Consider the following 24,187-nt stretch of genomic DNA (forward strand, 5'->3'; position numbering starts at 1 on the left):
TGCAATCCTGCCATCTTCCCGCTACCCACTTTCATCCCGCGTGCGCCCAGCGCTCAGTGCGCAGTTCCCGATAGCCCATCCGCTGAGCGTAGCCCATCGGGAGGCTCCCGTAAATAAAAACGCCGGCAAACCGCAACCGCCAAAACTGCCAAAAAAACCTCCGCCCTAGAATACCTGGTACCTGGTACGTGGTACCTGGTACCCAAAATCCAATCTGGACATCAAAAGCTTAAACTAAAAATCTCACCTAATCGAACTTCGTTTCGTTTATTTCGTTTATATTTATATAAACCTTAGAATATGAATTCCCTTAACGACCTCAAGAAGCCATCAAAGGATGAGCAAATGATTGCATTGGAATCTTACAATGCACTCGCGTCAATGCTAAGCCAACTGAGATCCGATAATCCAGAGATAGAAATAGAGGAAACACAGGAAAAGATCAAAATTCCGATGGAAGCTCTAAAACTTTTTGCCAAGGTTTTGAAGGCAATGGGTCAGGGTAAGCCTATATCAATAGTGCCAATGGCTACTGAGTTGACTACCCAGGCAGCAGCAGAATTCCTAGGCTGTTCCAGGCCCCATTTCGTCAAACTTCTTGAGGAAGGTAAAATTCCATTTACCAAAATTGGAAAGCACAGGCGTGTGAAATTTGAAGATGTCGCCGAGTACAAGGCTGTTCAGAAAAAGAACCAAGAGGCTCTCCTCCAGGATATAATGAAATCCGACGAAGACCTGGGGCTGTATGATTCATAGTGTAAGGTTCACCTGTGTGTTGGATACCAATGTGATATATCCCATAGAAATAAGGGATATACTTTTCTGGTTTGCCCATTTTGACTTGTACACTCCCAAATGGAGTGAAAATAGATTCCTTCCATCTTCCAGCTTAAATAATTCAGACAAAGAAACTTTGAATTGAGCTCAGTAAGGCAATTCTTTTCAGAAGATTATAACATTAACTATTGAATTTTCAAATCAGACTGGTTATATTTTGAAAAAAGGGAGGTATTGAAAAATATAATTGTAAAAAGTACAGATTGGGATTATCGACCAGGATATCAGTTATCAATCATAAGGAATTTTTTGAGAGAAAATTCGGCTGGGAAAAATTACTTAGATTTTTCAAATTTTAAATTTTGTCCGCCCTTATTATCGACCTATTTTTCTTGCCTAGTAGATAATAACCCTGGATTTGGGCATTACAGTAAGCCTCATTATAGTTATTGCCAAACCATAAATTTCTTGCAAGGCTATAGTCCTTCTTCAGCAGATGACTGGCAAAGATATCTAAATGGGTTTTCCAGTAAAAGTTATCTCCCCCTAATCAAATTTTCCACTGGTAAAAGTGAAGTAGAAACAATTACAAGGGATAATTTAATCAGTCATGTGTGTCAGATGATACGCCAAATTGCTAAGTTGCCTATGAATTATTACATTGCTATTAATTACTTGCTGTCAGAGTTGACGGATAATATTGTAGATCATTCTGGGCATGATTTTGGTTGGATTTCATTTCAGTATTATCCCTCAAAAGGCTTTTTGGATATTTCACTGGCAGATTCAGGGATAGGGGTTTTAAATTCTTATTTAGCCTATAGTGGAGAAAAAGACTATTCTCATGTTGCAACTCATTTAGATGCAATTGAAACGATGATCCGGGGAGGATCCACGAAAAGTTTAAAGGAAAGGGGGTTTGGAGTCCATACTTCTAGGGAAATGCTGGTCGATGGCCTGAATGGAACCTTTGTTTTTTTGAGTGGAAATGGTCTATTAATTAATTACAGGTTGGTTGATTTTGGAGTTGCTTCGCAAGGGGCATTGGCTTTTTTAAGAGTTCCTGTAGTGAACTTAAATGAAACTTTTAACATTTATGAATATACAGAGTAGTATAATTAGACTTATCTTTGTAATGCTATGAATAATCCATCAAATATCAGACTTTCTACTTTTTATGCTGATTCCATAAGTAACAGGGAGTCTATAAGGATCATTTTTGATAAGGTTAGTGAGGTAGATAACTTTTCTGTAGACTTTGAAAATATTGATTTTATTTCACGTGCCGCAGCTCATGAGCTTGCAGTTTACCTGGAAAGGTATCAAAATCGCGGTAAATCAATTTCATTATTGAACGTAGCCCCTTCAGTAAACCAAATGCTAGAGACTGTTGCTGAATCAAAGAAAGTTGATTATAAAAAAGCCACATTCATCGAAAGAATCAGTTTTAAAAACGAAAATGAGATGGAAGCTTATTTGCTTTCGATCTAAATCATTCTGCATTCTTAGCCCTGAGGGGGATTTCGCAATTGATGTGGGGTTCACCTCAATTGTGCATTCTTCTTCTTCCTTCATTCCATTCAGAGCAGCATGGATTGTTCACGTTCCAAGCGCTGAGCTCTGTGTACTGAGCCCTGAGAGGGATTCGGCAAATGATGTTGTGTTCACATCAAATGTTAATATCTACCATCTTCCCGCTACCCACTTTCATCCCGCGCAGTGCTCCGCGCGCAGTGCATTACTTTCAACCCTTGTCGTCGCTTTGCGCTAAACCTGCCTGGCGCAGACAGGCTCCTAAACCGTCTCGCTTGAGGCGGAGCCGAAAGCGGACTTAACCTCCCTAACCACCGTGGCAATTTCCCAGTGCTCAGTGCTCCGTGCGCAGTGCATATCCCGGAGCGTGGTCCCTGAGCGAAGTCGATGGGGAGCCGAAGGGCCAGCGTATTGTTGATCCCCCAGCCCTTACTCAGAATTAATATGGTGCGTCCCTCTGGGACTTACAGCTCGGTAGGTATTTGCTGCCCGCCGGTTGCCACCGGCGGTTATTATATCGGCCGCTCCTAACGGAGCTGGGGCATACGGTTGTTCCAAGGCTGTGCCTTGGAACTGTGAAAGTAGAGGCTGTGCCTCCATTTTGACCCCCCCAGCCCTTTCGAACAGCGGAGAGGGGGGAATTAGTTAAAGGGTTGAAGTCTTGATAGCGCTGCGCACATCAGGGATTAATAGAATAACGTTAATCCCTTAATCAGTCCCGCTGGCATCTAATGCAATAATGCCAGCGGGACGATCAACCATTAAACCACTATTCCGTTGTGCGAATGTCTTCAGACTTCGAACTATTGAGTGTAGAGTCTCCGACTCGGGTCAATTATCACCGCAAAGCTTGGAAGAAGCGCAAAGAGAAAAGTCTTATCCTTCAGTACCCGATAGCCCATCCGCTGGGCGCAGCCCAGCGGGAGGCTCCCGTAAATAAAAACGCCGGCAAACCGCAACCGCCAAAACTGCCAAAAAAACCTCCGTCCTAGAATACCTGGTACCTGGTACGTGGTACTTGATACCCTGACTCTTGCTGGAGCTCAGTCTGGTTAACGTTCCAAGCACTGCGCTCTGTGCACTGCACGCTGAGAGAGAATTCCGCAATTGATGGAGTGTTCACTTCACTGGTATAATCTTGCCATCCTCCCGTTACCCACTTTCATCCCGCGCAGTGCTCAGAGCTCCATGCGCAGTGCACGTACGTGAGCTCTGTGCACTGAGCGCTGAGAGAGAATTCCGCAATTGATGGAGTGTTCACTTCAATGGTATAATCTTGCCATCCTCCCGTTACCCACTTTCATCCCGCTCAGTGCTCAGTGCTCCATGCGCAGTGCACGTACTTGAGCTCTGTGCACTGAGCGCTGAGAGAGAATTCCGCAATTGTTGGAGTTTTCACTTCAATGGTATATCCTGCCATCGTCCCGTTACTCACTTTCATCCCGCGCAGGGCCCAGCGCTCCGTGCGCAGTGCGCGTACGTGAGCTCTGTGCACTGAGCGCTGCGAGAGAATTCCGCAATTGAGGGAGTGTTCACTTCAATGGTATAATCGTGCCATCCTCCCGTTACCCACTTTCATCCCGCGCAGGGCCCAGCGCTCCGTGCGCAGTGCGCGTACGTGAGCTCTGTGCACTGAGCGCTGCGAGAGAATTCCGCAATTGAGGGAGTGTTCACTTCAATGGTATAATCGTGCCATCCTCCCGTTACCCACTTTCATCCCGCGCAGTGCCCAGCGCTCCATGCGCAGTGCGCGTTCGTGAGCTCTGTGCACTGAGCACTGAGAGAGAATTCCAAAATTGATGGAGTATTCACTTCAATGGTATATCCTGCCATCTTCCCGTTACCCACTTTCATCCCGCGCAGTGCCCAGCGCTCAGTGCGCAGTGCGCAGTGCGCGTACGTGAGCCCTGTGCACTGAGCACTGAGAGAGAAGTCCAAAATTGATGGAGTATTCTCTTCTATGGTATATCCTGCCATCGTCCCGTTACCCACTTTCATCCCGCGCCGTGCCCAGCGCTCAGTGCGCAGGGCGCAGTGCGCGTACGTGAGCCGTGTGCACTGAGCACTGAGAGACAATTCCAATATTGATGGAGTATTCACTTCAATGGGATATCCTGCCATCTTCCCGGTACCCACTTTCATCCCGCGCAGTGCTCAGCGCGCAGTGCACGTACGTGTGCTCCTCTGTGAACTGAGCACTGAGAGAGAATTCCGCAATTGATGGAGTATTCACTTCAAAGGTATAATCCTGCCATCCTCCCGATACCTTATTTCATCCCGCGCAGTGCCCAGCGCGCAGTGCACGTACGTGTGCTCCTCTGTGTACTGAGCACTGAGAGAGAATTCCGCAATTGATGGAGTATTCACTTCAATGGTATAATCCTGCCATCCTCCCGTTACCTTATTTCATCCCGCGCAGTGCCCATCAGGAGGTTTAATAGTTTAACGTAAGATATTCAATCATTAATCCCATAATCAGTCCCAGAGGATATAGAGCGAAGCTATATCATCTGGGACATTCAACCCTTCAACCAATTTCCAATCTTGTCGTCGCATCGCGATTTCTAACCCCCTAACCTAGGCCGCAGGCCGGCTAACCTTCTAAACCACGAATTAATAATCAAACGAAAACATCTTCCTCACTTTGAACTGCACATTCATCGGATAATCATCAAAGCGGTTGTACCCGGTGTGTCCGTCAATATCATCCCTTAATGTAATCAAAACCGTGCCCTCTAAGGCAAAGTCTAACTGGGGACGGAAGCGGTAGGATATGCCTGCCCGGGCGGGGAAGGTGGCTATGACCATGTCGTTGTTGACATTTTGGGATTCACCGTTGACCATGATGTCATAATCTCCCATAATTCCCATCACACCCACACCAATACCACCATAGATATTCACCTGGCTACGGTTGATGTGGCGCGGTCCACCTACAAAATTGAAGACAGGCATGAAATCAAAGTAATAAATCTGCCCTTCAAAATGGTAGGCATTGCCCTGCTCTCCCATCCGGACTTTTCTGGCTTCATCAGCGTTGAAGTTCCCTTCCATCTGCTGAAAACCTATGGTCCCACGGAGGGATACAGCAGGGGAAATATTTCTAGCCAGAGAAACCGATGCAGCCGGATGTAGGGAAAATCCCGCTCTTCTAAAGGCACTGGAATTATCCGCATAGGTCCATCCAGGCCCCACGCCTACCTCCACAGCCCACGGCCTGTCAAGTGATTGGAAATTGAAGTTCTGGGCCAATACGGCCTGAAATCCCCCAATGAAAAATAGGAGGAATAGGGGTAAAAATCTTGCTTTCATATGATAATGGTCTAAAAGTAACTAGTAAAATGAATACAAAAAAAGAGCCATATTTGAATAGTTTAGAGGGTTATTTCCCGATTACCGCTTCGCGGATCGGGAGGATTAGGAGGTTAGAGAACCGTGGGAAGGTTGAATTTCTGATGGCGCTGGGTCCAAAAGGAAATTGGCTGCTGTCATCATTGCGGATAACCACGAATTTATTATATTTACACCTATAACAATCAGTAATTCAAACTTTTTGGTCATGAGAGCATTTTTTATAGTTTTTTTATGCTGCCTCTGCCACCTATCTTATGGACAGGCATTCAACAGGAATTTATCGTTAAGGGGCAACTCCACGGTTTCTATTGGTTCGGGACTCGGTGTGATGGCCGGTGACAATACCGGCGGGATCAGAAGGAATATCACCAATTTCCTTCCCGCAGTTTCGCTTTCTTATGCAAGACAGTTAAACTCCACCTTGGACCTTAGGGCCACCGTGGGCGGTCAAGTAATCGGTAGCAAACATGCTATTGTGTATGAAAACTTTTTCCCCAATTGGATAGAGAATGGCTATGCCCTTTCTTTCACCGGCAGGACATATTTTGCCGACATCATGCCAGTGGTATATCTATTTTCCAATTCCCCCTACGAAGCCATCAGGAGCGATATCAATGTGTATGCGGGAGCGGGATTTGGCTACCTTACCGTCTTCCGAAGCCAAAACATGGTAGGGGAAACCACAAGGGAAGATGTGCAAACCTCCACCCCATATATCCCTCTAAGGCTTGGAGTGAGCCGCCAGTTATCCCCATTTTGGAACCTGAGCCTGGAAGGCAGTGCTTTTATAACCTTCTCCGACTACTTGGACGGCAATGCCGGTACCAACACCAGAAACGACCATTTTATCCAAGCGCAACTTATGCTTACTAGGTATTTATCTAGGTATAGATGAATTGGTTTAGGGGTTTATATCCGCTCTCGGCCTCCCCCGGGAGGTAAACTTCGCCTCTAGCGAGACGTTTAGGGGTTTAGGCGCGAGGCGACGACAGCCGTGGCAGACTTAGTTTCGAGCACTCCACACGTAGTCTGCCGTAACTACCTATTAATAAGAAAAGCCATGAAGTTCAGTAAGAGGCCGAAGAGCACCGTCCGGCAGGCCTGCATCAACTAAACCTCTAAACCGTCCCGATAAGCGTAGCGCCAATCGGGACTTAACCCCCTAAACCAATTTGGTAGGAGGTTTGCAGAAGAAACAGTAAAAAAGAGATTCTGATGAAAAAAAATCTTTGGATATTGTTTTTTCTAACCTGCCTGAATTTGGATGGTTTAGCCCAGGGCTACAGCAATAAAACCCCTCGGCATAGCCTTTTTTTTGCCGCCGGCCCAGGCTTCATGTATGCGGATAACGGCGGAAGGCTCTCCATGCTGGATTTCAAAACAAGGCCGACCTTTGATGCGGGATACATTTATCATTTAACCCCAAAACTAGGCATACGGGCAACTCTCGGCACCCAATGGCTGCAGAGCAATACCCAAGTGCCGGATCGGACAATTGAGAAATGGGGGGAAAGAAACCAGGCTTTTGCCTTTTCCGGTAACGCTTACTATTTTGATATAATGCCTGAAATTACCATCGGAGACCCCTATAAAAAATCGCCGAACCGCTTTTACGGGGGTGTCGGATTGGGGATTTTGCAGGTGTATAGAACCCAGCAAACGCTCATCGCCGAAAATATCATAACAAAGGATGCCTTTACCCAAACGGCCTATTTCCCTATCAGGTTTGGTTACCTTAGGCAACTCAACTTAAACTGGTCTGCTGGGGCTGAAGGATCATTTTTCTTCACACTTTCAGATGATTTGGACGGAAATGTGGGCTATAACACTTTTGGAAACGATTATCTGTTTCAATTCAAGCTCGCCATTCGAAGAACCCTTTATCAATAATCAAAGGAGAAAAGCTTTCTTAATTTAAATTTGAAGGTCAAAATATGGTCATCGATGCTGTTGTTATTGGTCCGCCCATCTATGTTGTTGGAAAAAGTGAATAACAGGCCGGCCTCCAGGGAGGCTTCATATAGGGGCAAAAACCTATACGACACCCCAGTTCGAAGTGGCAAAATTGGCGTCAAGAAATTGTTTTTGCGTTTTTGATTGCCTGATCCGGTCTGAATCTGGTTGTCTGTAAGCACCATCATAGCACCTACCCCCAGACTTGTGTACATGTTGATATGGGATCGGCTATTGATGAAAGTGCGATTCAGGTATTTTATCTCAGGAGCAATATCCGCAAAAATCGTATACCCGTAAAATTGGTAAGCCTGATCGTTGAGCCCCATGGCCAGTCTTTCTTCCCTAGACACCAACGCCTCACCCAATACTTTTTGATAGCCTACTGTTCCCTTCAAACCCAGATTATTTCTGATGTTTCTGGTTAGACCAAGTGATCCCCCAAAGGTAGGTCTGAAAGTTAACTGGTCATCAAAAGGAAATGAATTGTCGGCCAACACAAATGAGGCCCCTGCCCCAATTTCGGCAGCCCAAGGCCTATCGGGACTTTTGTAGTTGAAACTTTGTGCTTGAGCCTGGACAAGGCACAGACTGAAGAAAGACAGAAGAAGGAAAAAATGCTTCATAGTAATAATGGCTGGGTAATAAGTTCAGCGCAAAAAAAGTTAGCGCTCCTCTCATCTATTGCAAAAAACCTTCCAATAATTACTTTTTACCAGCAAAAAATTCCAATTATTTAGGCTGTTGCCATCATGTAAGCAGGCCGGGGAAGTGTCTTAAAGCTTTTATAGATCAGACTTTTATCTTCATTGAAAATGGAATACAGCGTCAAAAACAGAATCTTGTTGTCAGTTGAAAAAGAAACGTTTTTCTGATACCACATCTCCAATTCCCCTTTATAAGGATAAATCTGGTTGACATAAAATTCCCAAACATCCTCCCCCCGCTCCTTTACATCGGTAATGAGTTGCTCCTCATTGCTGAAAATGATCGAGCCGATCCCTGTCAAACCTGGAGGAAGATTGTAGATGACACTTTTTACTTCCTCAGGATATTGGTCAAAACTTTTCTTCATAACCGGTCTTGGGCCGACCAGACTCATTTGGCCTAATAGAATATTCAAAAGCTGGGGAATTTCATTGATCTTGGTAGACCTGAGAAAAGGTCCCAGAGGCGTCATGCGGGGATCTTTTGCCGTAGTAATGATGCCGCCTGCCATGTTTGGGCTGTCCTTCAGCATAGTAGCAAATTTGTAAATGAAAAATGGCCTGTTGAACTGCCCGATTCTTTCCTGTTTATAAAAAACATAGCCCTCGCCGGTGAGGCGTAGGGCAATGATGATCGGTACCAATAAGGGTAAAAACAAAAGGAGCGTCACCAGTGACACCGTGATATCAAAAGTTCTTTTCATAAACAGATCAAAGGATCCCATACAATTACATTTGCTGATCTAAGGATTTTCCGGTTTCCACATGGTTGAAATCCCCCATATGAAGGGCAAGAAGGTTTACCAAGTCCGCTTTCTCCGCATTGGTGCAGTCCAGAAGTTCGCGGATCTGGTTAAGAACATTGACGATTTTGCCCATTTCAACCTGGTTGTCATTTCTGATTATGCCCAGGCCTTTGAAAGCCGAATCGTTGATAATATCCAATGGCGAATAAAACTCCTCTACCAACTTTTCCCCCGTGGTGTGGGATGGAAAGAAGTAAACGGGGTATTCGGAGCTTGAAGGCACATAATCTTTTGCTTCTGCCTCAGAATTACACGTTTTTATATTTAATCCAAGCTCTTTTATCAATGCTTCGGTGATGGATTTGAAGGAAACGAGCTGATTTTCGTTCAGTTTTGGGAAAAACACATCCCCGCTCTGTCCAAAAATTGTCGCCAAAAGACACAGCTGGCCACTTTCCTGCTGGGAAAGAAAATACCTTTGGATGTCTTCAGGACAGGACAAAGGCTGGTTGTTTTTAATTCTATAAATATAACCATCCAACAGGCTACCATTGCTGAAGGCAACATTCGCAAACCTTGCGGTAGTGATTTTGAAATCATTCCGGTAGGCCAACATGATATTTTCCATCAGCTTTTTGCTGGCACCCATGATATTGATGGGGTTGGCGGCTTTGTCAGTGGACACGCAAAAGAAATGCTTTGGCGGTCTGAGGCTCAAGAGTTCCAAAAGTTTTTTGGTCTTAAACACATTGTTGTCCAGCATGGCCTCTATTGCAAAAATATCCTTTTCGCTTCTAACATGCTTGTGGGCGGCAAAATTGGCGATGATGTCAAACTTGCTTTCTCTCAGGTAAAGTTTCTGAAATGCCAAAGAGCCAAAGTCCATGGGGTAGGTCTTGTAGGCATCCGGCACATTCAAGCATGGCGTGCTGCGAAGATCCCGGGTGAGTTCGGTCAGCCCGTTTTCGTTGATGTCCACCACAAACAATCGGCTAGGGGAAAACTCCAATGCCGCCTTGATAAATGCTGAACCGATGGTACCTGCGCCACCGATGACTAGTATTGATTTGCCTTCAATTTCCTTACGGAGCAGCGGTCTCTTGCTTTCAAAATCCTCTGAGAAAAAACTCCGCTCTCTTTTTGTAATATGTTTGTCAATAAACTCCTCTACACGTAAAAATCCTACCATAACAATTCCATTGTATTAATAAATTCATTTGTTAGATAAAGAAGAATAAAAATTTAGATATTCAAAAGTAAAAGCGATTATTTTATTGAGAATTAAAATATTATTTCCAATCAGAAGTGATTCACTCCTAGAAATTCTTTTATTTTACCAATAACATGAATTATTTGACTCTCTGTAATGCCCACTGAACAGGGTAAACTCAGGGCTTTTTTATACAGAAGGTCGCTCTGATCTTTACCTGAAATATAATGCAGAGTGCTGTGCATAGGAAGCTGGTTCATCGGCACCCAAAGTTTCCGGGTTTGGATTCCCTGCTTCTGTAAAAAAGCCTGAAGGCCAGCAGGATTTTCTAATAGAATGGTAAAAAGCCAATCGTTGCTATCAACCTTTGGCGAGATTCTTTGGAAAGATATCTCTGTAACATCCTTCAAGCCAACCCTGTAGGCTTCCGCGATTTCTTTTTTCCTCGATAGGTGGGAGGAAAACTGTTCGGCCTGTGCCAGCCCAATGGCAGCAAGCACATTCACCATGCGGAAATTATAGCCTGTCTCATCATGGGTGTACTCTTCGGAATGGGACTTTGCTTGATTGATCAGATGCTTCAACTTTGCGGCATCTGCAGGGTTTTTGCAAACCACCATTCCCCCACCGCCGGTGCTGATTATTTTATTTCCGTTGAAACTAAAAACTCCAAAATCTCCAAATGTGCCGGCATGCTGTCCCTTATAAGTACTCCCCAAGGCCTCCGTGCTGTCTTCCACGATCTTGAGATGGTACTTTTCGGCTATTTTTGCCAACCTATCCATATCTCCCATGTAACCCAAAACATGGACTGGCATGAGGAAAGCTATTCGTTTTTTAGTAATTAAATAATAGGTCGAAATACCAGTCTCATCCTCTATCTGAAAAGTTTGGCTGGCCAAAAAATCCTCCAGTAGATCCAGATCCATTTGCCAGAAATCCTTGTCCACATCGATCAAAATGGGCTTCCCTCCCGCGTGGTGCACCGCATTGGCTGTCGCCACGAAAGTCAGGTTGGGTATCAGCACATGCTCCCCGGGATTCAAACCGCCGACTTGCAGGGCCATTTGGAGTCCCACCGTGCCATTGACGCAGGCCACGGTATGGGCACAGCCCACTATCTGGCCAATAGCCTCCTCAAACTTGCCCACAAAATCACCCGATGAAGAGATCCAGCCTGTATCCAGGCATTCTTTAACATACTGCCATTCATTCCCGGCTAGATATGGAGTTGAAAGTGGTATCATGGTTTAGGTTATTTAAACCACAGAGAACTAGAGGCTCAGAGCGTAGAAACGAATTCAAAATTAATTCTCTGCGTCCTGCGCGTCTCTGCGGTTATTTTAATTTTCTTTGTGTGTCTTAGCTTCTTTGCGGTTAATTTCAACACATTAGTTATGAACCCTCAAAGTACAAAATCCTTTCTCTGAAGTTCTCCGCGACTCCTCTATGGTTTTATAATATTTATAATTTTTCTTTGCGAACCTTAGCTCTCTTTGCGGTTAATTCTAAATCACCTCATTCAATCCGAAATAGAAAGCTCTTTGGTCCCCATAGGCCAAGTCAAGCCGGATATTGAGACCTTCGGAATTGAGGCGGTAGCGGAAGCCGACCCCGGCCCCGTAGCGCATTCGGGAAAAGCTATAGGTGGAAAACCTGTCGGCCACTTGCCCGGCACTGCCGAAAGCTACCATTCCTAGGTTTCTATACACTTTGAAGCGGTACTCGGCCTGCTGCACCATCGCCAAATTGTCCCGGTACCGCCCTTCAAAATACCCCCTCATCAGGTCACTGCCCCCTATCAAACTCACATGCTGAAAGGGAGGGCCTCCCGTAGTGAAACTCCACCAGCTCTGCAGGGCCAGCACGTTTTGGTTTTTGAAACCCACGTATTTTCTGAAATCTACATCAAATTGGTCAAATGTGAAATTACTTCCCAAAAATGGTTGAAAGGTCATGTAGGAAAACTGGTGAAAGCTGCCCCTAGTGGGCTGAAAGATATTGTTTCTGGAATCCCAGTTGACCTTCAAGCCCAATCCGGAAAGCCTTTGTCCAGCCGACCCGGGCACCAATCCCCGGTCCAAGATTCCCTCCTGCTCCTTTTCATAAATGTCGTCTGCCCTGAATTCATACCTTGGTCCAACATAAAGCCTAGGCAACACCTCCCTTTCGTAATTCAGATGCATGTAGAAATAGCGGGTAGCATAAAACTCCTCCTGCGCGGCAGGCAAGTCATTACCGATTCCATAAAACTTGAAGGGATAATCTGTTAGTTCTATTCGGGCATTCAGAAAGTCCCGGTTTTCGTTAAGCCAATAGTTAAGTTCTCCGGTGAGGATAATTTGGCGGTTAAGAGTATATAGAAAAGTAATGGGTAGCGTACTGGGTCTTACAATCCCAGAAGTATCGCTTTGGTGGCGAAATACGCGGATGGCCCTTACGCCCAGTCCCAGGCTTGTTTCCGGGGAATAGGTGACTGCCGGGATAAAGCTCCACTTTTCCCCGCTCACAAACCCCACCACGCCATCGGCTGCGTCAAAAAGCTTCTCAAACACCTTCCCCCTACTCTCCCCTCCCTCGACAGGTTCAGATTGGGCACAAACACTCAAAGGCACAAGAAAAAATGCCCACAACAAAAACTTCCTCATGCGCAAAAATAAAATTAATTACGTTGACGCAATAAGTTTTTCAATAAATCACAACGTCGCACAAAGTATTAAAAACAAGTCGCACAAAGTTTTATATATTATTCTTAACCCAAGAAGCGGTTTTAATAGAATGTCACATGAATTTACAAATCCTCGAGATCTGTTTAAAGAACAAACCTTTTAATACCGTTTTTGAGGGACCTTTCATTGAAATTAATCAGCAGTCCAATTTTACACTGGGTTAACCTTAAGTAGGTTAAAATCTGGGAGGTGTGGATATCTTTCAAGCTGTCTATAGATTTAATTTCTACAACAACTTTATTTTCAACTAGAAGGTCTAACCTGTAACCTGCTTTAATCTCTAAGTCAAAATAAAGAAAAGGCAAAATTTTCTGTTTTTCAACAGCTATACCCGCTTTTGAAAGCTCATAATACAAACATTCCTCGTATGCACTTTCAAATAACCCTGGCCCTAAATGCGTATGGACTTTATAAGCACAGTCTAATACTGCTTTGGCAACAATCTCTGTCTCCATAAAAAAATCAGTTGAGAAAAAACATCTATAATAAAAAAAACACCTACCTGAAGTGGTTGACTTCAACTAAATTAAGAAATTATTTTTTCATAATTATACATGCTTTTTAATATTTCCCAAAAGTTAAACTGTATGCGCCTTCATCGTAACTTTGTGCGACTTAGTGACCAACTTTGTGCGACTTAGTGGACAATTTACTAAAGTGCCCGTTGTGCCCCTTTCTAACTTTTCCTCAACAACTCTTCAATCTCCTCGGATTGCAGGTGGCAGTTGAACCAGCCGCCTTCCATGTAGGTGCTGTATTTTTCGTAGAAATTGATCGCGGGGGCGTTCCAGTCGAGGACCTGCCACATCATGCCGGTGCAGTTCTCCTCAAGGGATTTTTGGAGCACTGTTTCAAACAAGAGCTTGCCTGCGCCTTTTCCTCTTTCCTTTTCGGTCACAATGTAATCCTCCAGATAAAGTCTTTTGCCCTTCCAGGTGCTGTACCTATAATAATATATGGCCGTACCGATGATATCGCTGGTCTCATCTTTGATGAGAACAAAAAACCCAAATACCGGGTTGTCACCAAAACCGTCCTTTTCCATCATTTCGACGGTGTTGGTCACTTGTTCAGGGGCCTTTTCGTAAAGGGCTAGTTCCTGAATAAGCTCAAACACCCTCGGCAAATCTTCTTTTTTTCCTTCTCTGATCGTATACATGGCGCTGAAGTTAATAAAAATGAAGAAAGATGCATGGGTTTTATATCTTTATGTCTTTGGATCTGAAAAATTAACTACATGTTTTTAGCAATCGATATAGGAAACTCGAACATCGTATTCGGGTTGTACGATCAGGAAAATAGAAAATGGAAGGCTGAGTTGAGGGTAGAAACCAGACCCGGCCTTTTGGTTTCATCTCTACAGGAAAAAGTGCACCTCTATTTTTTAGAGAAAGATTATCATGTAAGCGATATTGAGGAGATTGGTGTAAGTTCGGTGGTGCCGGAACTCAATGTCACCATCATAGAATTCTGCAAGTCTTTCTTGGGAAGGGAGCCCTATATCATTGCAGGAAAAAGTTACGACAACCTCAAGGTCAGCGTGGCCCGACCTGATGAAATCGGCACCGACCTCATGGCCAATGTCACCGCCGCATATGTAAAATACAATCAGGCCACTATCATTGTAGACTTTGGAACCGCCTTGACATTTACCATTGTTTCAGCTTCCGGCGAAGTGATGGGAGTCAACATTGTCCCAGGGATCAAAACAGCCATCAAGAGCCTTTTCAACAATACCGCAAAACTTCCCGAGGTCGACTTGGAGTGGCCGGAGTCGGTAATCGGAAAGGGAACCGTCCATTCAATTCAGGCCGGTATATTACATGGATATACCGGTTTGGTAAAGGGAATGCTAGCCGATATCCAAAACGAACTCGCTGATATGGATTTCAAGATCGTCGCCACGGGAGGACTGTCGTCGATTTTGGTCAAACTTGAAAGTGAATTTGACGAGGTGGACAGGAATTTAACCTTGGAGGGGATCAGGTTGATTACGATGGGGAATAAGTAAAATTGGTACCAAGTACGAAGTACCAGGTACCAAGTATTCGCGGCGGAAATTCAAGGTGACCCACTGCGTGGGTTTTGACGAAAGAGTTCTAAAGGCCTAAATCCCCGGATTGGAAGAACCGTAATCCTTCTTAGTACCAGGTACTTGATACCCTTAAACTGTTTCCAGCAAAGACCTAAACACTACATATTTGCCATCATATCTCTTCTTAACTTCTTCCTGAAGCTTTGTGGCAAATTCAGTTTGGTACTGCTCTATTCTGTCAATGCTTTCCGCAAAATATTGAACTGAATAATTAACACCACCATCCTCTGTTTCATGTAGCAGTCGGTAAAACTTATATTCCACAAACATTCCCGTGGCCATGACATCTGGAATGTGCTCACTTTTCATCCAGTCTAGCCATTCATTTTCAACATCCGTGTCAATATTTACAGTTACGCTATATAGTATCATAAATTATATATTTGATTCTAAATTTTAACTTTATAACAAAGATAGGGGAATTGGGTTATCCAATGAACCCTTTTTATCAGGTTTAAAAAATATGCCCCTTTCAGAAGTTAAGTTCACCAGCCACCCAGTTTTGAAGAATTTGGGTCTTTGGAAAATCATTACCGTTTTACTTTATGGTGTTGGAATCATTGGAATGTCCATACCGGACCTTCGTCCGATATTCCAGTTCCTGACACCATTTCACCTGGCCATCAGCACATTTTCCCTCCTGCTTTTTCATGCCGGTTGGAACAAAAACTTTATCGTATTTGCTATCGGAACATTTTTGATCGGCTTTCTAGCAGAAGTGTTGGGCGTGCAGACAGGCATCCTGTTTGGCGAATATATTTACGGTCCGGTGCTGGGAATTCAACTCTGGGGAGTGCCCCTAATGATCGGGGTCAATTGGTTTTTATTGACCTATCTGACAGGAAATTTGGCTGAGCGCTACATTGCCAATGATTTTTTGGCAGCCTTAGGTGCAGCATTTATGATGGTGGGCTTGGATATTTTAATTGAGCCAGTGGCAGTGGCTTTGGATTTCTGGCAATGGGAAGGCGGTGTCATTCCTATCAGCAATTATCTTGGCTGGCTAGGTGTGGCATTTTTGTTACAGTTGTTTTACAAAAAGGCACAATTTCCTAAACAAAATCCCCTCGCTATGACTTTACTTTTAGCGATGACATTCTTTTTCGGAGTGTTAGCAATTATCCTGTAATGGAAACCTTACAGAATTTTACATGGTTTTATCATCGGACATAATAGCAATTTGGCCTAATAAAATAATATATCAGATGAAGCTTAGGTTAAGGCACTCAAACTTAAATACCTATAAGTGGTAATAAAAAAGTATTATTTCTAGTCTTGCTTAATAAAACAAGCAAGCTCAATAATTCTCATTTTTTTTTATAAAATTTATCTCTTCATTAATCTATTCTCTTCAAAGGTGAAGTCGGTAGTGGAAGGATCATAAAGGAAGGATCAATAATTTAATCAACATCATAGTGAGTACATATTCGATAAAAGATCTGGAACAGCTGTCGGGCATCAAAGCCCACACGCTCAGGATATGGGAGCAGCGGTACAACCTGCTTAGTCCTAAAAGGACGGACACCAATATTCGATTTTACGATGATGATGATCTAAAATTGATCCTCAATGTAGCCCTCCTCAATGAGAACGGCTATAAAATCAGCAAGATTGCCAAAATGAGCATGGAGGAAATGCGAGAGGAGGTATACAGCCTTACCAAACGTACCATCACCCATGAGGACCAGATCTACGCCCTTACCATCAGCATGGTGGAAATGGACGAGGAGCGGTTTGACAAAATTCTTTCGACCAATATTTTAAAGATCGGTTTTGAGCAAACCATGATCTACATCATCTACCCTTTTCTGGCCAAAATAGGCATCCTCTGGCAAACGGGGGCCATCAACCCCTCGCATGAGCATTTTATAAGCAATTTGGTCAGACAGAAACTAATCGTGGCGATAGATGGACAGATGTATAGGGACAGCGGAAAAAAATGGTTATTATTTCTGCCTGAGGGAGAACTACACGAAATTGGACTATTATTTGCGGCGTATATAATTAAGTCTAAGGGACACAAGGTCATTTACTTAGGCCAAAGTACACCAAATGATGATTTGTTGTCGGTTTATAACATTCATAAACCTGATTTTTTACTGACCATTGTCACCACATCACCGAGCAGTGAATATGTCCAAGATTATGTTGAGGCATTGTGTGACAGGTTCCAAAAATCGCAAATCCTGCTTACTGGATTTCAAGTCTTGAATCAAGATTTAAAAATCCCGGAAAATGCCAAAGTGTTTAAGCACATCCGGCAGATTAAAGAGCTTTTAGAGGATCTTGAAACCGTCGGAGAAAATAAGTAACCGCTTACCATACACTTGACTTTGCAAGCAGGAATATTTCGTATTCCTGCTTTTTTTGTTTTATGCCCTAATGGCATTTATAAGGCATTTTTATTAGGAAACAACAGATTATCAAAAATTTTTCTGCAAATTTTCTTATTCACTATTGGATGTTTGTTTAAACTTTACTAACTTTACTTAAACAAAACCATTAAACACCACGTAAACTACTACACCATGACAACACTAGAATTCAGCTACTCACTACACAAGATGTCCAAATCACTGAAGCCTTTTGCCCTGAAGTTGACCAGAGATATGGATGATGCCAATGACCTGATGCAGGATACCATCGTCAAAGCGTTTACCAACAAGGATAAGTTTACGGATGGCACCAATCTGAAGGCATGGTTATATACCATCATGAAAAACACCTTCATCACCAATTACCAGCGCATGATCAGAAGGGGAACTTTCGTAGATACCACTGATAATCTTCATTACATCAACTCTGGGGACAGTCTGATTGAAAATGGGGCATATGGTGATTTTGCGATGGAGGACATTCAAAGCGCTATTGCTAAGCTAGATGATGTGTATAAAACACCATTTATGATGCATTTTAGAGGTTTTAAATACCACGAAATAGCAGATAAGTTATGTATACCAATTGGAACTGTCAAAAATAGAATCCATATTGCTAGGAAGATCCTAAAAGAAGAACTCAACGTATATAAGAATAAAAATTAGTATGGTAAAAAACCAAGTAGTAGTGATCGGAGCCGGTTTTGCCGGATTATCTGCCGCTACTCATTTAGCCCATCAGGGTTATCAGGTGACCTTGTTGGAAAAAAACGGAACCCCCGGCGGACGAGCTCGCAAGTTCGAGGCCGAGGGTTTTATTTTTGACATGGGGCCAAGCTGGTATTGGATGCCGGATGTGTTTGACAAGTATTTTTCATTCTTTGGAAAAAAAACGTCTGATTATTATGACCTCATCAGGTTAGACCCCTCTTATTCAGTTTTTTTCGGGGATAGGGACCGTATGGATGTACCTGCTTCTCTGGCTGAGCTAATGGAGATCTTCGAAAGCATAGAACCGGGAAGTGCCAAGCAACTTGAGCTATTTTTGGAGCAGGCTGCATACAAGTATCAGGTCGGCATACAGGACTTTGTCTACAGGCCTAGTAAGTCCATGATGGAATTTACCCAGGTATCTCTAGTTAAAGATCTAGTCAAACTGGACCTGTTCCAGTCCATGTCAAAACACCTCAGAAAATATTTCAAATCCCCCAGAATCCTCCAGTTGCTAGAGTTTCCAGTGCTTTTTCTTGGACAAACTGCAGAAAAAATTCCAGCATTATATAGTTTGATGAACTATGCCGACATTAAGCTCGGCACATGGTATCCCATGGGTGGCATGCATGAAATCATCGCCGCCATGGTTTCACTTGCTGAGGAAAAAGGCGTAAACATCATTTATAACGCAGAAGTCGATTATATTGAAACCAAAAATGGTCAGGCAACTGCGGTAGTTTTAAAGGATGATTCCCGTCTTGAATTAGAGGTTCTCATTGGCGGAGCGGATTACCACCATGTGGATAGGCACCTTTTACCACCCAATTTAAGCAACTACCAGGCAAATTATTGGAATAAGCGCGTGATGGCGCCATCGAGTCTGATTTTCTATCTGGGAGTGGATAAAAAACTCAAAGGTTTGCACCACCACAACCTCTTCTTTGATGAGTCCCTGAGTGAGCACGCAGATGCTATCTATACCCGTCCACGTTGGCCAGAAAAGCCTTTGTTTTATGTCTGTGCACCGTCGGTCACGGACCCAAGCGTGGCACCGGAAGGCAAGGAAAACCTGTTTGTATTGATCCCATTAGCACCAGACCTTCAAGATGATGAGGAAACCAGGGAAAAATATTACCACATGGTAATGCAGAGGCTGGAAAAATATATTGATGAACCTGTTAGAAAACATATTGTCTATAAACGCAGTTATGCTCATACAGACTTCAGCAAGGACTATCACGCCTTTAAGGGCAATGCATATGGACTTGCTAACACACTGACCCAAACCGCCTTTTTAAAGCCTACTTTAAAGAACAAGAATTTAAACAACCTTTATTATACCGGACAGCTAACTGTTCCCGGCCCTGGGGTACCCCCTTCCTTGATATCAGGGGAAGTGGTGGCTAGGGAAGTAATGAAGGACTTTAAAAAAACACCAGTAACTATTTAGGCTATGGATGCGATCAAACTCTTTGACTCTACTTCTTTGGAGTGCAGCAAACTTATCACGCAGCGGTACAGTACTTCTTTTTCATTGGGCATCAAATCTCTGGACAAGGTATTTCATGAGCCCATTTATGGCATATATGGTTTTGTCAGATTTGCTGATGAGATTGTGGACACCTTTCACGATAAAGATCGAAGAAAATTACTGGATACCTTTAAGGCTGAAACATACAAAGCAATTGAGGAAAAGATAAGCTTCAACCCAGTGCTGCATGCATTTCAGCTGGTCATCCACAAGTACGATATAGGGCTAGATTTGGTAGAGGCTTTCTTGAAGAGTATGGCCATGGACTTGGAAGATTTGGTGTATGACAAGGCCACCTACGAGGAATACATCTATGGCTCAGCAGAAGTTGTGGGTTTGATGTGCCTGAAGGTATTCTGCAAGGATGACCCGAAACAATACAAAGAACTAAAAGGCTATGCCTGCAAGTTGGGTGCAGCCTTCCAAAAGGTGAACTTCCTTCGGGACATGAAGAGCGATTTTGAGGAAAGAGGCCGCGTTTATTTTCCAGGTTTGGAATACAGCAAATTCAACGAACTCGCCAAAACCCAAATAGAAGAGGATATAGAAAAAGATTTTCAGGAAGCTTTGATCGGAATCAAAAAGCTACCTGAAGGAGCACGAACTGGGGTGTACCTGGCCTACAAATATTACCGCTCGCTCTTCAATAAAATCAGGGACTGCAGTCCGGAAACAATCTCCTCGATGCGGGTGAGAATTCCGAATTCCAGGAAATTGTCATTGTTAGTGGGTACCTACTTCGGTACAAAATTAGGCCTTGAGTGATGGAAAAGTATCTTTATCTTGCCATAAACCTTCTGACTATTTCGGTGCCTTTGATCCGCTCATTTGAGCCAAGGATTAATTATGCCAAAAAATGGAAAGCTTTATTTCCTGCCTTAATCCTGACTGGGGCAGTTTTCATCATATGGGATCATTTTTTCACTGAGACCGGGGTTTGGGGTTTCAATTCCACCTATTTGGTTGATTTGTTCGTCTTCTCTCTGCCATTAGAGGAATGGATGTTCTTTTTCACCGTTCCTTTTGCCTGCATATTTATATATGAAGTACTGAATTATTTTGTGCCTAAAGACTATTTCAAAAATTTCAGCCAGCCATTGACGCTGGTTTTGATTGCCGCATTTCTTATGATAGGATTGTGGAATTTGGACAAATGGTACACTAGCTTGAATTTTCTGTTTGCAGCTATGGTGCTGGGAGCACATTTGGCTTTCTTTGGAAACAAGCACTTGGGGAGATTTTATATGGCTTACCTTATCCATCTGATCCCTTTCTTAATAGTAAATAGCATATTGACCGGCACTTGGATAGAAAATCCGATAGTATGGTATAATAATGCCGAAAACCTGAGTATCCGACTGGGAACCATCCCCGTGGAGGACATCGTTTATTCTATGAGCCTTCTATTGATGAATATTTCCCTTTATGAGATGTTCTTAAAAAAAGTTGACCACCCTGTAATTACAGAGAAATTGTATGTTAAATCTTAAGGTAGACATAGACAAGCATTCAGGCTTTTGCTTTGGGGTGGTATACGCCATTGAAATGGCGGAGGCGATCTTGGAAGAGGAGGAGTATCTTTACTGCTTAGGTGACATTGTGCACAACGATGAAGAGGTACATAGGCTTGAAAAGAAGGGACTGAAGATCATCACCCATGAGCAACTCAAGGAGCTCCAAGGCGAAAAAGTTCTCATCAGAGCCCATGGGGAGCCACCCTCCACCTATCAACTTGCCCTTCACAACAATTTGACTTTGATAGACGCCAGCTGTCCAGTAGTGCTGAAGCTACAAAACAGGGTGAAAAATTCCTTCGACAAGTCTGAAAAGATTTACATCTATGGCAAGCCAGGCCATGCGGAGATTGAAGGACTTTTGGGCCAGACCTCCAATGAGGCGGTTGTATTTCAGGATTTAGATGAGCTAGATATCGCCACACTTCCGAAAAGTATTACTTTATATAGCCAGACCACAAAAAGTACAGACAAGTTCTACGAGATCCACAAAATGCTGCAAGAGCGCGGCATTCAGGTCAATTTCAATGACACCATCTGCCGTCAGGTTTCCAACAGAGACAAAGAACTGCGTGAATATTCTAAAAAATTCGATCAGATCGTCTTCGTGAGTGGTACCAAATCTTCCAATGGTAAGGTCTTGTACCACGTCTGTAAAAACACCAACCCTAATACGCATTTTATTTCCAATATTGATCAACTCGACCCTTCATGGTTTTCAGACAACCAAAGTGTGGGTATCTGTGGGGCCACTTCTACGCCCATGTGGCTGATGGAAGATGTGAGGGAAAAGCTTCTTACCTTTTGATCATGAAAACTTATGAGCACAAAAGAGTTGACCCTACCGGTGTGATCATTGCCTTGTCCATAATCTTCTTATGGACCGGCTCTCTTGCGCTTTTGCTACAAGTCGAAATAAATTATACTAACCCCTTAGTGTATTTGGCAATTTTGATTCAGATGCATTTATATACCGGGCTCTTTATTACCGCCCACGATGCCATGCATGGGGTGGTGAGCAGTAATAAAAAATTAAATCATGCCATCGGTTTCTTCTCTGCATTGCTTTTCAGCTTCAATTTTTACCATCGCCTTTACCCCAAACACCACGAACATCATAAGCATGTAGCCACTGATGATGATCCCGACTACCACCATTCTGGAAACTTTTGGCGCTGGTATTTATCATTTATCACGACCTATGTAAATATTTGGCAAATTCTGATGATGGCCATTACCTTCAATGTGCTCAAGCTGTTTTTTCCTGTTGAGAACCTGGTGTTATTCTGGATGCTTCCTGCCATCATTTCTACATTCCAATTATTCTACTTTGGAACCTACATTCCCCACAAGGGCGAGCACAACAACAAACACAAATCAGGCAGCATGAAGGGAAACCACGTGTGGGGTTTCTTGAGCTGCTATTTTTTTGGATACCACTACGAGCACCACGACAGCCCCGGCACCCCTTGGTGGAGGTTGTGGAGGTTGAAAGAAACCACAGAGGAGTCTCAGAGTACTCAGAGAAATTGATTCAATTTTCTATTTTAATGTGAAGATTCTTCATCCCCTCGGAAAAGCAGGTTTATGACCTAATTCTAAAAATTAGGCCTAAATTTTAGAACGTAATCGAAATATTAGGCCTAATTTTTAGAACATAATCGAAATATTAGGCCTAAATTTAGGAATATGTGGTGAATGTTTTGTAAATTCACTTATAAATCAATGAATTATGGTCCCTCGAAAGCTCAAAGAAAGAATAATCGCCTCTTGTTTTAAAAAGAAGGTGATTATATTATTAGGGGCAAGGCAAGTTGGTAAAACCACTTTGCTCCGAGAGGTAGTGAAGGAATTGGATGTACCTTACGCATGGTTAAATGCCGATGAGGCGGATGTTATGGAAGCCTTTACTACTGCGGCAACCAGCTCACAGTTATTACAACTGATGGGTTCAACAAATAAACTGGTCATCATTGATGAGGCACAGCAGATTCCTGAAATCGGCAAAAAGCTCAAGCTGATTTTTGATACAAAACCTGACTTACAAATCATCGCAACGGGATCTTCAGCCTTCGAACTGCAGAATAACACGGCTGAACCTTTGACAGGGAGAAAAAAGACATTCCACTTGTTTCCCCTCAGTTACCAGGAAACCATAGAGGGTAGCTCCTTAATGGAAGCCAAAAGACTGCTGGATACACGACTGGTGTATGGGTTTTATCCGGACGTGGTCAATAATCCCGGAAGTGAAAAAGATATCCTCATTGAAATAGCCCAAAGCTATCTCTACAAAGATGTCTTGCAGCTTGAAAACATCAGAAAACCTAGCCACTTAGAGAAACTTTTGCGGGCCTTGGCTTTTCAGGTAGGCAGTGAGGTCAGTCATTATGAGTTGTCCCAAACTATAGGAAACATTGATACAGCCACTGTTGAAAAGTACTTGGACCTACTGGAAAAAGCCTTTGTAATCTACAAGCTTCCGGCATTCAGCAGAAATCTAAGAAATGAAATCAAGAAGGGCAGAAAATATTACTTCTATGATAATGGAATCAGGAATGTCTTGATCAGTAATTTTACTATACCAGAAATGAGGCAGGACAAAGGTGCGCTATGGGAGAATTTTCTGATTTCTGAGCGGTTAAAAAATAATTCCTACGATGGAAAGCATGTAAATTCTTACTTTTGGCGCACCCATGACAGGGCAGAAATTGACTACATCGAAGAGACGGATGGAGTCCTGAATGCATTTGAATTCAAATGGAAAGAGCAGAAGGCTAGATTCCCTGCCTCCTTTCTTCAAGCCTATCCCGACCATACAACTTCCCTAATAAACCGGGCGGGATTTGAAGATTTTATTGGGGTATGAAATTTAAAACGATGGATGCGGAAAAAATGCGCTCGATAAGAGCTCCGTTATTAAAAACTTCGCGCCTTCCCGCCTTTGTGGCT

24 protein-coding genes are annotated in these 24,187 nt (G+C 43.3%); 15 read left to right on the forward strand and 9 right to left on the reverse strand.

Going from position 1 to position 24,187, the window contains the following annotated elements; translation table 11 throughout:
* The first annotated feature begins 300 nt into the window (after positions 1-300).
* From KI659_RS04670 to KI659_RS04680, 3 genes are all read left to right on the forward strand, one after another.
* Positions 301-756, forward strand: a complete 456-nt coding sequence (locus tag KI659_RS04670; RefSeq protein WP_213944203.1) for a helix-turn-helix domain-containing protein — start codon at positions 301-303, stop codon at positions 754-756.
* Between the two features lie 255 nt (positions 757-1,011).
* Positions 1,012-1,890 carry an ATP-binding protein gene (locus KI659_RS04675; protein WP_213944204.1) on the forward strand — a complete coding sequence of 293 codons (879 nt, stop codon included), beginning with the start codon at positions 1,012-1,014 and terminating at the stop codon, positions 1,888-1,890.
* A gap of 27 nt (positions 1,891-1,917) precedes the next feature.
* Complete coding sequence (locus tag KI659_RS04680; protein WP_213944205.1) at positions 1,918-2,268, forward strand: STAS domain-containing protein; 351 nt, start codon at positions 1,918-1,920, stop codon at positions 2,266-2,268.
* A gap of 2,655 nt (positions 2,269-4,923) precedes the next feature.
* Here KI659_RS04680 and KI659_RS04685 read toward each other — a convergent pair.
* Positions 4,924-5,622 (reverse strand): hypothetical protein, encoded by a 699-nt coding sequence (locus KI659_RS04685; protein WP_213944206.1) that lies wholly within the window; start codon positions 5,620-5,622, stop codon positions 4,924-4,926.
* A 247-nt stretch (positions 5,623-5,869) separates the two neighbouring features.
* On the opposite strand from KI659_RS04685, the gene KI659_RS04690 reads away from it, so the two are divergent.
* Positions 5,870-6,559 carry a DUF6089 family protein gene (locus KI659_RS04690; protein ID WP_213944207.1) on the forward strand — a complete coding sequence of 230 codons (690 nt, stop codon included), beginning with the start codon at positions 5,870-5,872 and terminating at the stop codon, positions 6,557-6,559.
* Between the two features lie 320 nt (positions 6,560-6,879).
* The gene (locus KI659_RS04695; protein ID WP_213944208.1) at positions 6,880-7,554 is read left to right on the forward strand and encodes a hypothetical protein; all 675 of its coding nucleotides are present in this window, start codon (positions 6,880-6,882) and stop codon (positions 7,552-7,554) included.
* Here KI659_RS04695 and KI659_RS04700 read toward each other — a convergent pair.
* From KI659_RS04700 to KI659_RS04730, 7 genes are all read right to left on the reverse strand, one after another.
* Entirely contained in the window at positions 7,548-8,243 is a 696-nt protein-coding gene (locus tag KI659_RS04700; protein WP_213944209.1) for a hypothetical protein, read from the reverse strand. The genes KI659_RS04695 and KI659_RS04700 overlap by 7 nt on opposite strands.
* Positions 8,244-8,353: 110 nt before the next feature.
* Complete coding sequence (locus KI659_RS04705; protein ID WP_213944210.1) at positions 8,354-9,028, reverse strand: sugar transferase; 675 nt, start codon at positions 9,026-9,028, stop codon at positions 8,354-8,356.
* Between the two features lie 25 nt (positions 9,029-9,053).
* Positions 9,054-10,259: a polysaccharide biosynthesis protein gene (locus KI659_RS04710; protein WP_213944211.1), complete on the reverse strand. Its 1,206-nt coding sequence runs from the start codon at positions 10,257-10,259 to the stop codon at positions 9,054-9,056.
* Between the two features lie 110 nt (positions 10,260-10,369).
* Entirely contained in the window at positions 10,370-11,527 is a 1,158-nt protein-coding gene (locus KI659_RS04715) for an aminotransferase class I/II-fold pyridoxal phosphate-dependent enzyme (RefSeq protein ID WP_213944212.1), read from the reverse strand.
* Positions 11,528-11,788: 261 nt separating this feature from the next.
* Entirely contained in the window at positions 11,789-12,928 is a 1,140-nt protein-coding gene (locus tag KI659_RS04720) for a BamA/TamA family outer membrane protein (protein ID WP_213944213.1), read from the reverse strand.
* Between the two features lie 164 nt (positions 12,929-13,092).
* Entirely contained in the window at positions 13,093-13,464 is a 372-nt protein-coding gene (locus KI659_RS04725) for a GxxExxY protein (RefSeq protein WP_213944214.1), read from the reverse strand.
* A gap of 221 nt (positions 13,465-13,685) precedes the next feature.
* On the reverse strand, positions 13,686-14,168 hold the full coding sequence (locus tag KI659_RS04730) for a GNAT family N-acetyltransferase (protein ID WP_213944215.1): 483 nt from the start codon (positions 14,166-14,168) through the stop codon (positions 13,686-13,688).
* Positions 14,169-14,246: 78 nt separating this feature from the next.
* On the opposite strand from KI659_RS04730, the gene KI659_RS04735 reads away from it, so the two are divergent.
* A complete protein-coding gene (locus KI659_RS04735; protein WP_213944216.1) occupies positions 14,247-15,020 on the forward strand; it encodes a type III pantothenate kinase in 774 nt (257 codons plus the stop codon).
* A 153-nt stretch (positions 15,021-15,173) separates the two neighbouring features.
* Here KI659_RS04735 and KI659_RS04740 read toward each other — a convergent pair whose 3' ends face one another.
* The gene (locus KI659_RS04740; protein WP_213944217.1) at positions 15,174-15,476 is read right to left on the reverse strand and encodes a DUF4286 family protein; all 303 of its coding nucleotides are present in this window, start codon (positions 15,474-15,476) and stop codon (positions 15,174-15,176) included.
* Positions 15,477-15,567: 91 nt separating this feature from the next.
* On the opposite strand from KI659_RS04740, the gene KI659_RS04745 reads away from it, so the two are divergent.
* From KI659_RS04745 to KI659_RS04785, 9 genes are all read left to right on the forward strand, one after another.
* The gene (locus KI659_RS04745) at positions 15,568-16,233 is read left to right on the forward strand and encodes a carotenoid biosynthesis protein (protein ID WP_213944218.1); all 666 of its coding nucleotides are present in this window, start codon (positions 15,568-15,570) and stop codon (positions 16,231-16,233) included.
* A gap of 286 nt (positions 16,234-16,519) precedes the next feature.
* Positions 16,520-17,416 (forward strand): MerR family transcriptional regulator, encoded by an 897-nt coding sequence (locus KI659_RS04750; RefSeq protein ID WP_213944219.1) that lies wholly within the window; start codon positions 16,520-16,522, stop codon positions 17,414-17,416.
* Positions 17,417-17,632: 216 nt separating this feature from the next.
* Complete coding sequence (locus tag KI659_RS04755) at positions 17,633-18,145, forward strand: RNA polymerase sigma factor (RefSeq protein ID WP_213944220.1); 513 nt, start codon at positions 17,633-17,635, stop codon at positions 18,143-18,145.
* Position 18,146: 1 nt separating this feature from the next.
* On the forward strand, positions 18,147-19,643 hold the full coding sequence (locus tag KI659_RS04760) for a phytoene desaturase family protein (RefSeq protein WP_213944221.1): 1,497 nt from the start codon (positions 18,147-18,149) through the stop codon (positions 19,641-19,643).
* 3 nt (positions 19,644-19,646) lie between these two features.
* Positions 19,647-20,489, forward strand: a complete 843-nt coding sequence (locus tag KI659_RS04765; protein ID WP_213944222.1) for a phytoene/squalene synthase family protein — start codon at positions 19,647-19,649, stop codon at positions 20,487-20,489.
* A complete protein-coding gene (locus tag KI659_RS04770; protein ID WP_213944223.1) occupies positions 20,489-21,214 on the forward strand; it encodes a lycopene cyclase domain-containing protein in 726 nt (241 codons plus the stop codon). The genes KI659_RS04765 and KI659_RS04770 overlap by 1 nt, the downstream gene beginning before the upstream one ends.
* Positions 21,201-22,046, forward strand: a complete 846-nt coding sequence (locus KI659_RS04775) for a 4-hydroxy-3-methylbut-2-enyl diphosphate reductase (RefSeq protein ID WP_213944224.1) — start codon at positions 21,201-21,203, stop codon at positions 22,044-22,046. The genes KI659_RS04770 and KI659_RS04775 overlap by 14 nt, the downstream gene beginning before the upstream one ends.
* A 2-nt stretch (positions 22,047-22,048) precedes the next feature.
* Positions 22,049-22,771, forward strand: a complete 723-nt coding sequence (locus KI659_RS04780; RefSeq protein ID WP_213944225.1) for a fatty acid desaturase — start codon at positions 22,049-22,051, stop codon at positions 22,769-22,771.
* A 253-nt stretch (positions 22,772-23,024) separates the two neighbouring features.
* Entirely contained in the window at positions 23,025-24,104 is a 1,080-nt protein-coding gene (locus tag KI659_RS04785) for an ATP-binding protein (RefSeq protein ID WP_317195921.1), read from the forward strand.
* The last annotated feature ends 83 nt before the right edge of the window (positions 24,105-24,187 follow it).

It is taken from the genome of Litoribacter ruber, from assembly GCF_018449405.1.
Lineage (GTDB): Bacteria > Bacteroidota > Bacteroidia > Cytophagales > Cyclobacteriaceae > Litoribacter > Litoribacter ruber.

Bases quoted from the DNA above. Each gene is read 5' to 3' on its own strand.
- KI659_RS04680 (WP_213944205.1), top strand. From the start codon at position 1,918: ATGAATAATCCATCAAATATCAGACTTTCTACTTTTTATGCTGATTCC.
- KI659_RS04730 (WP_213944215.1), bottom strand. From the start codon at position 14,168: ATGTATACGATCAGAGAAGGAAAAAAAGAAGATTTGCCGAGGGTGTTT.
- KI659_RS04725 (WP_213944214.1), bottom strand. From the start codon at position 13,464: ATGGAGACAGAGATTGTTGCCAAAGCAGTATTAGACTGTGCTTATAAA.
- KI659_RS04740 (WP_213944217.1), bottom strand. From the start codon at position 15,476: ATGATACTATATAGCGTAACTGTAAATATTGACACGGATGTTGAAAAT.
- KI659_RS04715 (WP_213944212.1), bottom strand. From the start codon at position 11,527: ATGATACCACTTTCAACTCCATATCTAGCCGGGAATGAATGGCAGTAT.
- KI659_RS04770 (WP_213944223.1), top strand. From the start codon at position 20,489: ATGGAAAAGTATCTTTATCTTGCCATAAACCTTCTGACTATTTCGGTG.
- KI659_RS04760 (WP_213944221.1), top strand. From the start codon at position 18,147: ATGGTAAAAAACCAAGTAGTAGTGATCGGAGCCGGTTTTGCCGGATTA.
- KI659_RS04700 (WP_213944209.1), bottom strand. From the start codon at position 8,243: ATGAAGCATTTTTTCCTTCTTCTGTCTTTCTTCAGTCTGTGCCTTGTC.
- KI659_RS04695 (WP_213944208.1), top strand. From the start codon at position 6,880: ATGAAAAAAAATCTTTGGATATTGTTTTTTCTAACCTGCCTGAATTTG.
- KI659_RS04685 (WP_213944206.1), bottom strand. From the start codon at position 5,622: ATGAAAGCAAGATTTTTACCCCTATTCCTCCTATTTTTCATTGGGGGA.
- KI659_RS04710 (WP_213944211.1), bottom strand. From the start codon at position 10,259: ATGGTAGGATTTTTACGTGTAGAGGAGTTTATTGACAAACATATTACA.
- KI659_RS04780 (WP_213944225.1), top strand. From the start codon at position 22,049: ATGAAAACTTATGAGCACAAAAGAGTTGACCCTACCGGTGTGATCATT.
- KI659_RS04775 (WP_213944224.1), top strand. From the start codon at position 21,201: ATGTTAAATCTTAAGGTAGACATAGACAAGCATTCAGGCTTTTGCTTT.
- KI659_RS04765 (WP_213944222.1), top strand. From the start codon at position 19,647: ATGGATGCGATCAAACTCTTTGACTCTACTTCTTTGGAGTGCAGCAAA.
- KI659_RS04745 (WP_213944218.1), top strand. From the start codon at position 15,568: ATGCCCCTTTCAGAAGTTAAGTTCACCAGCCACCCAGTTTTGAAGAAT.
- KI659_RS04690 (WP_213944207.1), top strand. From the start codon at position 5,870: ATGAGAGCATTTTTTATAGTTTTTTTATGCTGCCTCTGCCACCTATCT.
- KI659_RS04755 (WP_213944220.1), top strand. From the start codon at position 17,633: ATGACAACACTAGAATTCAGCTACTCACTACACAAGATGTCCAAATCA.
- KI659_RS04735 (WP_213944216.1), top strand. From the start codon at position 14,247: ATGTTTTTAGCAATCGATATAGGAAACTCGAACATCGTATTCGGGTTG.
- KI659_RS04705 (WP_213944210.1), bottom strand. From the start codon at position 9,028: ATGAAAAGAACTTTTGATATCACGGTGTCACTGGTGACGCTCCTTTTG.
- KI659_RS04670 (WP_213944203.1), top strand. From the start codon at position 301: ATGAATTCCCTTAACGACCTCAAGAAGCCATCAAAGGATGAGCAAATG.
- KI659_RS04720 (WP_213944213.1), bottom strand. From the start codon at position 12,928: ATGAGGAAGTTTTTGTTGTGGGCATTTTTTCTTGTGCCTTTGAGTGTT.